Source organism: Caproiciproducens puteiluti (assembly GCF_052442865.1).
Classification (GTDB): Bacteria; Bacillota; Clostridia; order Oscillospirales; family Acutalibacteraceae; genus Caproiciproducens.
Genome location: NZ_CP194790.1, coordinates 3,417,811 through 3,431,027 on the forward strand (window position 1 = coordinate 3,417,811; position 13,217 = coordinate 3,431,027).

Here is a 13,217-nt window from a genome sequence, read left to right on the forward strand (position 1 = left end):
ACCAAATCAAAACATTAATTTATTAACTACTCGAACGACACATTTCATCATTCAGTAACCGTAGGAACTTTTTTTGATTATCGGATTGTACTAATCGTTCTCGGCACTTTTTCCCCGTTTACGTAAAACCCGGCAGACTGACCCACCGACCCGATTGCCGTTACCTTAAAGAAATGCTCGTTCCCAACGGATCCGGCATAAAGGACGCGGAAGACTGAACCGTTTCCGCAAACAAAGGCCGGCTTGAAGGGAGCGGTGACCTTGAACTGATACGTTCTGCCTTTCTGCACATCGAGAGATCTGCCCGTGTCGAGCGCCGGAACGATAGTTCCGACCGTGCGCGGTGTCTTTTCGCCGTTCACATAGAATCCGGCCGATTGTCCGACCGCCCCGATTGCAGTCACCTTAAAGAAATAGTCGTTTCCGACGGAGCCGGCGTAATCGACAAGAAATACAGCATCGCCGCCGCAGACAAAAGTCGGTTTGGAAGAAGCGGCGATCTTAAACTGATACGTTTTTCCTACTTCCACCGACAATTGGCTGCCGGTATCCAGCTGAACAGTCGGCTCCTCCGGGGTATCCGATGTCCGCGAGTTTCTGGACGAAGACGGCTTTCCTCCGGAAGAAGATGGCTTTACGGTAATGTTCGCCGTTGCCTTTAATTCGCCATACGACGTACTGACAACAGCCGTTCCCGTTCTTACCGCCGTTACTTTGCCAGCTTGGTCCACGGTTACGATATTTGTATTGCTGCTTGACCAAGTTACCTGAATTCCGCTCATTGCACTGCCGAACTGATCATATACCGTTGCCTGTATTGTCTGTGACCCTCCTACAGAAATTGATACGGACGACGGATTCAGCCGGATGCCCGTTGCAATGGGCTGCGGCGCAACCTCTTCTGCGGTCACTGTCACGGTGACCGCACGGTCAGGCATGACGAAAGAATAGACGTTTCCCTCTTTTGCATCCACTGGCACCGAATTGCCCTGCGCATCGTCAACGGTGACCTTTGCCCGTTTGTCCTGTGTGATCGGGCTGGCGGTGACCTTGACGCTTTCGCCTGCGGCCGCAGCTGTTTTGTCCACAGAAACAATCAGGTATTCTTCACGGTAAGGGTCAAGATGGATATTCCACCTGCGGACGGTACCGTCCAGAATTTGAACCGGTTCGCTCGCCACAACAGCACCCTGATCTACCTTAATTTCCACACGGACCCACCGGCCGACAAAGTCATCTCCTACTGTCAGTGTTTCCGAATACGAATTGGGAATCGGGGTAAACGGTCCAGCCTTTGCGTCAGATACCAACCACCTCATTCTCGCCAGGCCCGCATATTCCGAGTCCAGATCAAAGCCTGCTTTCAGCTGGTCTCCTGCGGCCGGGAGCCGATCCTCACTGTCGTTTTCAACGGAGACGTTCTTCGCGGTGATGTCGTCGACAACTGTTTCCTTCGGTTCGTTTATAAAATCAATCAATTTCCCATACCCCAGAACTTCGTAAATCCGCACACAGCTGTTTCCATCCGCGGGCGTATTATTGCTACCGAAATCGACCCCTTTACTCACTTCAAGCTTCAGATAACGACCCACGGCTTTTCCGTCGGAATACAGATGTTCCGTTATCCCGTTCGAATTCCCCGTCATGGAAGTAATCTCATGCCAGTTTTCCTTATCGTCGCTGACATAAATTTTGTAGTCCCTTGTGTTCCACTCCGGTTTATTGTCGCTTGAGAAGTCACCGGGTATATTCTGTTCAGATGGCGCGGTACTATGCCAGATTTGAATACGGCTCAGATCATAAACGCCGTTCAGATCGATCACCGCACATCTCGGATCATTTGGATATACGCCGTCCGCACACCATTTCGTCGCATAATTTCCGTCCGTAAGCATAGCTCCGCCTTCCTCATCCTTGAACTGATGGGAAGCGACTGTCTCTTTTCCGGTAAGGATATCTTTGCCCGGCTCGTTTAAAATATAAATTGCCTGTGCCGGTTCGCCCTCCGTACCGTACTTATCAACAGGCGTCACTTTAAACTGGAACGAGGAAACTTTCAGAGCTTCGCCCGCATCCATCGTAAGTGTCTTGCCCGTGGCGTCGGGTATTTCCTCGTACGAACCGCCGTCCCTGCTGCGGAACCATTGGAGCTTTGTCGCGCCTTCCGTTCCGGCCACGCCGGAATTGACATACCCGTAACCGCCTGTAAACGTTACCTTTGTTGAATCATTTTCGTCCTTATACGCTTTGATCGCAACATCTTTTACCGACGGCTCGAAGATTTGACTTGAGGTCCCCCACGCCTGGAATTCGTAGATTCTTGGACAGTTCCAATCGCTGGAAGTCTGCCCGGCATAATCCGGAACCAGCCTAAAATATCTTGCGCTGACCGGTTCGGGCAGAACCATCTCAACAACATTGGATGTGTTGTCGGTTTTTCGGACTTCCAGCTTCCAGGTTTTGCCGTCGTTGCTTGACAGAACTGAAAAGTCACGGGTAATATAACTCTGTCTTTCGTTTCCTGCATTCACCAGAGTGAATTTGGAAATTTCCCAGTCGTTTTCTTCGCCAAGATCGACCTGCAGATACAGCCCATCCGCACGATAGCACCACTTCGTACCCGTATCGCCGTCACAGGCCCGATAGGGTTCCTCATTCTGGTAGCCACCGGGAGCGGTAATCCGGCTGGACGGCACAGTGAGGAAGGCGTTGTCGAGTCCACCCCGGACGGCTTTTGAGGCTTCTGAAAGCACAGTGCGGTTTGAGGAAGCGTCTATACCGATTACCTTGTAATAGAATTCTCCGTTGTAAGGCAGAGTGTCAATATAACTGTTCTGCGTGTCGCCAGCGATTCCCAGATATTCGGCATTTTCCAGCGTAAAGTCGCTGGTAACTCCCCTGTAAATCCGGTAGAGAGAGATTCCATCCCTCAGATCCCATTCGATTCTGGCCTGATCACCCAAAGCGTCCTCGCCTGTGACAAGCTCCGCCGAGACTCCTGTAATCGCCGGAAGGGAAGCCTGTTCGCCACTTTCCGAAACTCCCTCGTTCCAGTTTCTCAGGAAATCACTGTCCGCAGCGGTAATGGCCGCGATCTTGATTCCACTGGCCTTCGGAAGCTGAATGGATTCCAGCGTCTTTTCAGGATCCACCGGAATCGCGTAGACGAACAGATAGTTGTCTACCGTCATCCGGTCGGTGGAACCATTGTGGAAATGGGTGAAGAAATACCCCACCTGATCCTTTACATATGGATGGATATCCGAATTTGTAAAGCGATCCCAGCCGGAAAGATTGGTATCCCAGTCGGCAAAGCTCAAATCCTTTGTAACCGCTGTTCCGTCGGACTGCTTCACGGTAAATGTACCGTTTTTGTCGCCGCTGCCAGCTCCGGCGCCCAGAAGATACACATACCTGTAATTACCTTCCGGCAGGGCGATGGTTTGGCCGTTGGCCTGAACCATATTATCATAGCCATTATTGGTCGGTCCGAGCTGGAAATTCACGCCCTGGAAAGAAACGGTGTCGGGCCACAGCTCCGCCGGAATCGTGTCGCCCTTGCCGTCGTAGTTTCCGTCCTTTTTCTTTTCGTTGAAGCTGACTGCGTCCACATTGTAATAATCGAACAGGTCGACCGAAGAATCCCGCAGGGCAACGGCCTCCTCCCGCTCATACGGCTGCAGCTCCACTGCAATGGTGGCAATTTCATATTTTCCCATATGAAATTTGAGTTTGTTTCCGTCTGTTTCAATTGCTTTGTCCAGAGTTTCATCCTCTTGCTCCAGCAGATTGACTTCCTTTGCTGAAACCACATTGGACGGGAGAGTGATCGTAACGTCCGTATCGTCCTGTCCTTCCGCTTCGTAAACGCGTACAATCATCTGATCCTTGGAATCCGGCTCATCCGCCGGGGTTTTCAGAACGGAGATCAGCACGTTGTCTTCGGAAGAAGATGCGAAGGAGTCGGAAATATCCAGTCCACGGGATTCGTGAGGATCCGCCTGAACCCCTTCCGTCCTGTAATTGAGCTCATAGCCCCTGTGCTCCGTATCGGCATCCTGCCACGTTCCCGCATGGGGATAGATGGAATAGGTAAAGTTATGCTCCGTTTTGTCGATGTAGTAGGCCTGAGGCCCCCAGCTTCCGGAATTGCGGACGGTTGACCCGATGGGGGAGCGCAAGGCGGTCAGCCTGAGCCGGGTGGCCGGGTCTCCGGCGTCATTTGTAATCCTGAGGGCATCCCAGCCATATTTGGAATCGTTGAGAATGCTTGCGCCAAAGCTGCCGCTGTCATCCGTCACATCGGCCCATTTATGCCCGCTGACCTCAAATTTCGCCGCATCGACGACGTTATCACGCGTCGTCGGACGATCCAGGCTGCCATAAGCGATTTCATAAGAAGCCTTACTGGCGTCCGCTGCAAAGGGGAACGCAATTTTCAGCATACGCTGATCTTCGTTCCAGTTCACATTCATTTTGACGTCGACGCGTTCGCTGTCGGCGCTCAGGATAATATCCTGCACAAAGGTGGACTTTGACCAAGCCCTGGAAACACGGACTACTTTCCGTACCGGGGTGTCTTCCACAATTTTGATGGAGTCCGGCGTGGTGTTCAGGGTTGCAACGGGGCTGGCGTTCATTTCCGATTTGACCAGGTCCCATGCGGGATAGCTGCTTCCGCCGGTATCTTTCAGAATTTGGAGCTCGTTGCCTTCATAACCGTCGGCAAACACCTGTCTGGAATCGTCGCCCTTATTGTAGATTTGCGCAATATTTCCGGTTTTGGCGTTGATCATGACTTTAAGAGAATTATTTTCCATGATAAAGGTATCCGAATCCTTCTTCACGGTGAGACCGTTTTCCACAGGAGCATCTTCCGCCCGGATGTCAAACACCTTGTATCCAATGGCGGGAAGCTCTTTCGCCTCAAAACGAATAATAGCCTGTTTCGCCTCCTGATCTTTTGATACTATACAGGAAGCGACCGGGGTGTCGCCCGCCACATCGTATACCGCAAGCTTTTCCGGAACGCTGTCGTCGAATTGGAGCGCAAGCTCAACGGTATCGTCCCTTTCCCAGGAAAGGGGGTTGAACACCATTACAGGAATCCCGGTTACGCCGTTTTTCGTATCGGCCCGGTATGCGATTGCCTGTAATCCGCTGCTCTGCACATTGTTCAACAGGTTCTTTGCCAGTTCCTGATTATTATATGTAACCTGATATTGATACGGAATGGAGGAACCAGGAAGAATGTCGTGGAACTGGTTGACCAATATCTTATCCCACGCCTTGCTGATTTTTTCGTTGTCCGCTTCGGGGAGAACACCGAGCCAGTTGCCCAGCGTCGACGCCTTCTCAGCCTTTTCGGCAAGAATCTCATTCTTCCGGTTGTACTCTTTCTGTCTGGCCCAGGAGGTGTAGGTCCCGCGGTGGTTCTCAAAATACATTTCCCCTTCCACCGTACGGACATTATCCTCAATATTCTCCTGTTCCTTTTCTTTGACGTCATCAAAATATTCGCTGATGGTGGCCAATTTCACCTGCACGCCGTCAACAGACGCCGAACCGTTCTTTTTCAGGACATCGGCGTACTCGTTTTGTTTCGGCCCGCCGCCGTGGTCGCCTTCCCCCATCATCCCCAGGGCTTCTTTGACTCCGGTTTCATGGTCCACTTGGGCATTCCTTTTCAAAGCGCTTTTGATCTGGCTGTCGGTGTACATATTGACGTAGTCGCGCATGGGCGCGTAGGCAAGCACCTGGGTTCCGTCGATCGCGCTCCATTTAAATATGTCCGAATCGCGTTCTACATTGGTGTCCTGCCAGTTCAGTTTTGTGGTCACAAAACTGTTCATTCCGGCTTTTTTCAAAATCTGTGGAAACTGTCCGTTAAAGCCAAACGTGTCCGGAACATATCCCACCGTGCTCATCTTACCGAATTCCTTCTGGAAAAATCGCTGACCTTCCAGACTTTGACGCACCAGTGCCTCGCCGCTCGGCAGGTTCAGGTCAGGTTCCACAACCTGACCGCCCGGATTATCCCACTGGCCGTTTTCAATCAGTTCCTTAATATCTTCATACATTTCGGGATAGTATTCCTTGGCCCACTCATAATGTTTGGAAGCCGACATGGTGAATTTGTATTCCGGATTACTCTTCAGAGCATTCACCGCACGGCTGAATGTAGCGCTGATAACATCCCGTGCGGTTTCTTCGAACGGCCACTGCCATGCCGTGTCAATGTGGGCGTTCGGAACCAGATACATGGTCCAGCCGCTGTCGAGCGTCGCGTCGGATTTTACATCTTCTCTGGGCGCAGCCATGGCCGTTACGCTCGTGAAAGAAGAAACCGCCACCGCTGCAGCTAAAATCAGGGAAATCATTTTCTTGTGGTTTCCGATTCTCCAATCGCTCATTTTTACCCTCTCTTCTCTCGTCTCGTGGTTTTGTTTGCGGATTCGCTTCCATCTGCATTGCTGCAAATGGAATTGCGCCAACTTCATTACTTCATTCTCTTTCCCCCTTCCTTCTTTCAGCCGCTCCGGCATCTTCGACTTCCGTCCTTCCGACAGGAAGCGGGCGGAACGGTATCTGCAGGCTTTTTGCGTTCCTGAGGCGTTCAGGCTACCTTTTTTACATAGTCAAGCCATTTCTGCTCGTTGGCTTTTGTATGAAAGGCTGTTTTCGAGGCAAGTTCTCCGGGGTCCTGAATCCCGCAGATATCCGCACGCAAAGCATTCTGCATCAGCAGAAGATAGAGCGTATCCGAATACTCCCACACGATTTTTTCAACTTCCTTCGAAGCAAACGAAAGATTCCGGCTGCTGATCTCTTTCTTTAACGTATCCGGATCGATCAGCTCAAACGTATCCTTTGGATAGGCAATATTTTCCTGCTGGTAAGAATCCGTAATGGCGTCTTCGCACAACGATAGTTCGGAAATGATCTCTTCACGACTCATGGAATTGCCCGAAAGCCCCCAGTAATTGGGAATAAAAGAAGCGCCGGAAATATATTGACGCAGGACTGGCTCATTGCCGCCGAGCACATCCTTCATAAATCCTGAAAGTTCCAGGTCCTCCCGTGGCCTCTGCTGTACAAGGCGGCGAAGAATGCTTCCCTCTCCGTTTTGCTCTGTAAAATTCTCCAGTGTATGCAGGAGCAGAGGCACCTTCGTCTCGTAGTAAAAGGTTTCCTGCGCGGTCGGCATATTACCTTCCTGGTCAGGGGATAGCGCCATCATTATTGGGTCGGTCAGTGAAAAATACAGATATCTTAAATATTTCTTCTTCATATCATCCTGCGGTTCTATCCCGTAAATCTGTTTGAGCTGGGACGTCAGCATGTCTGCGGAAGCCTGAACGTAATAATCCGCGAGGCCGTTGTAGAGCCAAAGATTCGGCTGATATCTCAGATTGCGCGCGGTGACCTTACTGTCGAAAAATGCATGATAAAGCGTACGCGACATAGTCTGGCAGGCGTCCGGGTCCGGCATACTCAGAGACAGGGCCGTACTTCTCCCGCCGACCCCTCCTAAAATCACATTGCCGTTCTCTGTGCTGCGAAGCAGTACGAACGGATAATCACCCAATCCTTCCCCAAATTTCTCCGCATAAAACTGATAAAAGGCAAGCAGTACGCTTAAATCGTAAGTATCTGAGCTGTTTTTTGCAGCCCTGTCCAGATAAAAGGTCGCTTCCGCCGCACCGGTAGAAACCTTCAGCGGCTCAAAGCTGCCAAAACAAAAGCTGGAATTGCCGATATCGTAAAAGTCATACCAGGTTGGATGATCAAGCCGGAAAGACTTCTCCCCGTCATTGATTTTTCCGAACGGCATAATCGCATCCCAGGATTCCTCACCCGTCAGCTGAAAGGAAAGGCCGGTAATATACTTTTCCGGATGCTGCATATTACCGGAATCGAGCCACGGGAGCATCAGGACATTTTTTCCCTGGAAAACCAGAAGATCGGAATACAGCTCCCCCACGGTCCTGGATTCGTCACCGGAGCTTTCCCCCAGTTTCACGCTGTAGGAAAAATCCACATCAGATACGCCGTCCTTCAGAGGTCCGATTTCCCAGACTTCATTCAGATCGGTAACCACAACGGAATTTCCGCTCTGGTCAACGCAGAGCGGTTTTGAGGTATCAACCTCCTCCTTGTTCAAGTAGAGCGTCTTCTGCGGGGAAAGGTATTCCGGTTTTAACCGTACGGAGACAGAAAGCAGCTTTCCTTCCACATTCTCCGGCTTTACACGGTATTCGACGGAAAACCGTGACACATCCCGGTCCATGTTCCTCACCTCGTTTGTGTTCCATAGCCATCCACCAAGCAGGGCCGCCGTAATTACCGCCGCCGACACTCCGGTGGTCAACCATATCTTCCGTTTCATACGTTCCTCTCCTTTTGATTGACAGATTCGCCCCGTACTCACGTAGGGAAAGCAATGGCCTTTATAATTTTGTGAAATATATCCATAATTTTCCAATTTTTATTTACGCATTCAGTATATCGTATTGATTGAAAGATAAAAAGGGGACTAAATTCTGATTTATGGGGGGTTTGTTAAGATTTTACATATTAGTTAAATTTTTACAATATTATACAAAAATGTTTAAATTATTGCTTTATAAAATATATAAATTGTATATATTGACATAAATATTCTAAAGGTATATGATAAAAACGATAAAATAGCTGGCAGGTGATCAAATGAAAAAGCGCCACACGATTGTTTTGCTTACAGTTGGTCTGATTATGCTTGGAAGCTTTGCTGCTCTGCTTCTTCTCGATTTCCCCTATCATTTGCATTACACGGTGTCACCTTCCCAAACAAAGCCGAATACGCTAAACATCACCATGGAAGTTCAAAACTCCTTGTTTTCGAGGGGGAAAACAATTACCCTCTACACCGGAGACAAAATTGTCACCCTCAAGTCCTCAACAGACGGAGGAGGACTCCAGTTCCCCGTCAGCCAGCAGGAAGACACCATCGAACTTTATCTTGGACGCGCAAAAAAAGCCTCTTTGATTTATGAAGCGCAGATTGCTTCTGCGGGAAAGCATGGCTATCGCGGCTATTCCACAGAAAACTATTGCGTCTTTGACGGGGGGCAGGCCTTTTTGCTCCCGATGGAGTATTATCAGGAAGGCTATCCGCCGGACAAGGCCGTAGTGGGGCGTTTGTCCGTCACCATGAAAGCACGGAGCGGATGGCTGCAGGTTTTCCCATACATAGAACTGAAAAACGTTACCTGGTTCGATGCTTACAGCCTGAACAGCAACAGCTTCTTTATGGGTCTGTGCACGCTGATTGGCGAAAAAGACGGGCTGAAAATATATGCCGCCTCCCAGAATGAAAAGGCCATATCGGACACAGACGCGAAAGGAATTTCCGCCTTGTATGATTACTACGCTGATTTATTTTCCTTCCCCCAAAAGCCATATCAGGTGATTTTACTTCCGACCGTTGGAGAATCCGGATTATCCGTAATCGGCGGTGCGGGCACCGGCTCCGTATGCGCGACATTCGACCCCGCAAAGAGGCGTGATTGGGAACTGCTCAGCCACCGCATGTTTCACGCTTATTTCGATACCGTCCTTCCGGTGCAGGAAATTCACAAGGCTCCCCGTCTTTGGTTTTATGAGGGACTGGTGACTTATTATGAGAACCGTTCCATGGTACAGCTTCCGAAGGAGATACAAACGTTAGCAGGCATCCGGCCCGAACAGCAGTTCACCTCGCTGTTCAACAAATATCTGTATATCCGTACAAAGGACGCCGAACAGTTCTCGTTGGCACCGATGGAGGAGCAAAGGATCCGAGACTCTGAAGAAGGCGGCGCGCAGATTGAATTTCTGCATTACGTACAGGCTCCCCTGATTGTCCACCTGATTGAGGACCTGGATGATAAGCGCGCGGGGACACACGACGCACTGCTAACGGAATTGCTGAAAAGTCGTGGGAGCTCAAGCCTTCCGTCCTGGCATGAGCTTCTTGTACGTGTTTTGGGAAACGGTGCGGAAACCATTTACCAAAAATACTTCCTGTCAAACGAGCTTCTTCCCCTCTGGTATCTGCGGGACGGCAGCTATTCGGAGCAACAGACATTGACAGATCTGAACGATATCGATTATCTGCTTGCAACTTGGATGACACCGCAGCAAGGACAAATCCCGTATGAAGAGCTGAACTTAACAGCGGTCCGGAAAATCAAAGACCGCCCTGAGTGGGGGGACATCCATTTTTCAGACTCCCAGACAGAACAGAGCATAGAAAAATATTCAACGGTTATCCATGCGCTTCTCAAGGAATACGCGCTTCGGGCAAAAATCTGCAATATTTCCTGGAATGACCCCGCTCTACGGAACAAACTGATTCTAGACGAAGGTAACAAAGCAAAATGGAACACCTGGGTGAAAACATCCCCTCATCTCTGACTATGGTGCAAAGTAAAGCTGTGCCCGCATCTTTTCGCTCGTGGATCATTTTCCGGCATAAAAAAGCAACAGCTTTAAAGCCTCTCCATCCATTGTCTTTGAAATGGAGCCGTGACCGCCCGCAGAACCAACTGTTCGATTAAAATTATGACCTGATGAAAAGCTCACAAGCGATCTCACATTTCAAGGACATCCGACTATACAACGAAACGGAGAGCGGTAGCAAAGGGCTGGGCGTAAAAAAAACCAAATCGCCACCGTGGACCTTGCGATCACGCTGAACGGCGAACAGAAGTTGCCGGAGGACTACAAGCGACCCGCCAGCTTCTCCGGCGATCCGGTCATCTCACCCTCTGTCCCCTCCCTGCCAAAGCTCCTCTCGTTCTATGGAAGCTGCCTATTTTTGCTTTGAAAACGAAGCAGAAGGGTTGTGGGTAAGGTTGCAGTTTTGCTTAACGCTAAAGTTTTTTTGAACTCCCGGAACAGTCGGGAGTTTTCGTACTACAATAAAGGAACAGCACTTTGCCTGTTTGGGCAAAGTGCTGTTCCTTTATTGTCTTAGGTTTAGCCTTCAAAAAGGCCGTAGGATTTCCGTCAAGTCTTTTTGGAGTATATAATATGCCTCCGGCATCTTTAATCAGTAATATCTTGATTTAGGTAAGAATCTAAATCCATGTTGTAGCATAAACTCTGTGAAGAATATGCATTGCCGGTCCCTCCGGAAGTAATTCCCCAAGAAGTGGAAGACAGCTATGTGCATTAAATCGGTTTTTCAGTCATCTATCATTAAATAGAAGAAAACCCGCACAGCCTAGAGCCATGCGGGCTTTTGTTTGGTTGCGGAGGCAGGATTTGAACCTACGACCTTCGGGTTATGAGCCCGACGAGCTACCGGACTGCTCCACTCCGCGATATTTATTTGTGCATCTTTTCTAAACTCAGCGGTGATGCCTTGTTTAGAGTGCTTAACTATAATACCATTCCAAATAGCGAATGTCAAGACCTTTTTATAAAAGGTTGCTATTCATATGATAACCCTTGATAACGGTTGGTGTCACACGATTGGCACATGGTTACATAAATGCTGTTCTTTGTTTTCTCCCATGTTCTCGAATTACAGAATAGGCTTTTTATAGCCCAACAAAACATTCATATCAAGTATATGCCATTTTTATTTAAATATGAGCGGATAAAGGGGAAAGTGATTTGTCGTAATAAATGCTTGCATCTCGGATCGCGATATCCAAAAAGTTTATCTCAAATATAACAACAGTTGAAATTAAAGGTATAGCAGAAATAATAAATGGCCTACGCGCAGAGTGATTTTACCCACACATATCTGATTGGGACTTCCCATCGGAGACACTATTTCCCTTCTGGCACCTCCGAGGCGACGACAAGCATTCCAAGGAAAAGGATTCGACTGTGATGGGTCCTACCAGTCGGTCCACCGGCCGGCATGACCGCGCTCTGATTGTGGCCGGTGCCCCGAGTAAACAAGATCGATTTTCGGCTGTGCCTGAATTATGTTCTGCATAACGGAGAACCCGGTCTGGGTGTCAAACTGACCGTTCACCTGCACAACGACTGCATTTTCAAGCGGGCCCCTTTATGCCCTGCATAAAACCTTCATCCCTCTGCTTGTCTGCATCAACACCCAAGGTGCCCCTAAGGATAACGATCTTAGGATCTTTGACATCCTTGAGCAGTTCCACCGCATAATCAAAGCGCTGAAACAAGGCGCACGATAATTTCAACCTTTCATGCAGCGTTGAAATATCGTTTTATCATCAGGATATCCGGAGGAATGGAAACAAATAATATTTGAATTGTTAGCGTCGTAAAGCTGAAAGGATGGAAACCCATGGTAGAAGTGTGTTTGCCCGGAACCGGTGGGGTACTTCCGCTGGAAAACCGTTGGACAGCAAGCTGCTGGGTAGAGTTTCAGGGCACGGCTGTCCTCATTGATTGTGGTGAGGGAACACAGATTGCGCTCAAGAAAGCGGATTGCAGGTTGAGCCGGCTTGGACTGCTGCTTATTACGCACTTTCATGCCGATCATATCGCAGGATTGCCTGGATTGCTCCTGACCCTGGGCAACTATGGAAAAAAGACGCCGCTGACCATTGCGGGACCTGTGGGGCTCGAACAAATAGTGACATCGCTTATGACCATCGTGCCTAATCTTCCATATCCTGTTGTTTTAAATGAGTTGGATGAAGAGGCTCAGGACTTTGAGCTTTTCGGTATTCACTTTGCGTCCATGTACTTGCAGCATGGCGTTCCCTGTCTGGGTTACCGCATGACTTTTAAACGAAAGCCGATCTTTAACCCAAATAAGGCGAAGGAACTGGGGGTGCCCCTGTACCATTACAAAACTTTGCATGCAGGTCAGTCGGTTGTGTTGGACAATGGCAGCCTGATTGTACCCAGCATGGTGTTGGACGGGGAGCGTCCCCCGATCAGTATCTGCTACTGCACAGATACCCAGTCTGTTGAGGAGATTTCGCGTTTTGCCCATGACGCCGATTTATTTATCTGTGAGGGAATGTATGGAGAGAATGCGCAGAGTGAAAAAATGTGGAAAAAAGGACATATGGTTTTTTCGGACAGTGCCGGACTCGCCAAATCCGCTGAAGTCAAGCAGCTGTGGCTGACTCATTTCAGCCCTGCTATGAAGTATCCGGAGCGATATCTGGATGCAGCCCGGTGCATTTTCAGATATACGGAGGTTGGCTATGATGGTATTCGTACAACGCTTTGACCATAAAAGAAGAAAG

General features: G+C 49.3%; 4 protein-coding genes and 1 tRNA gene. 2 read left to right on the forward strand and 3 right to left on the reverse strand.

The window, feature by feature from the left end; all coding sequences use genetic code 11:
* Nucleotides 1-77: 77 nt before the first annotated feature.
* Nucleotides 78-6,413: a glycoside hydrolase family 38 C-terminal domain-containing protein gene (locus ACRQU7_RS16480; RefSeq protein ID WP_444641940.1), complete on the reverse strand. Its 6,336-nt coding sequence runs from the start codon at nt 6,411-6,413 to the stop codon at nt 78-80.
* 203 nt (nt 6,414-6,616) lie between these two features.
* The gene (locus ACRQU7_RS16485) at nt 6,617-8,389 is read right to left on the reverse strand and encodes a hypothetical protein (protein WP_444641942.1); all 1,773 of its coding nucleotides are present in this window, start codon (nt 8,387-8,389) and stop codon (nt 6,617-6,619) included.
* Nucleotides 8,390-8,709: 320 nt separating this feature from the next.
* On the opposite strand from ACRQU7_RS16485, the gene ACRQU7_RS16490 reads away from it, so the two are divergent.
* Entirely contained in the window at nt 8,710-10,437 is a 1,728-nt protein-coding gene (locus tag ACRQU7_RS16490) for a hypothetical protein (protein ID WP_444641944.1), read from the forward strand.
* Nucleotides 10,438-11,271: 834 nt separating this feature from the next.
* Here ACRQU7_RS16490 and ACRQU7_RS16495 read toward each other — a convergent pair.
* Nucleotides 11,272-11,348, reverse strand: a tRNA-Met gene (locus tag ACRQU7_RS16495).
* A gap of 953 nt (nt 11,349-12,301) precedes the next feature.
* Between ACRQU7_RS16495 and ACRQU7_RS16500 the strand changes: the two genes are divergently transcribed.
* The gene (locus ACRQU7_RS16500; RefSeq protein WP_444641946.1) at nt 12,302-13,201 is read left to right on the forward strand and encodes a ribonuclease Z; all 900 of its coding nucleotides are present in this window, start codon (nt 12,302-12,304) and stop codon (nt 13,199-13,201) included.
* The last annotated feature ends 16 nt before the right edge of the window (nt 13,202-13,217 follow it).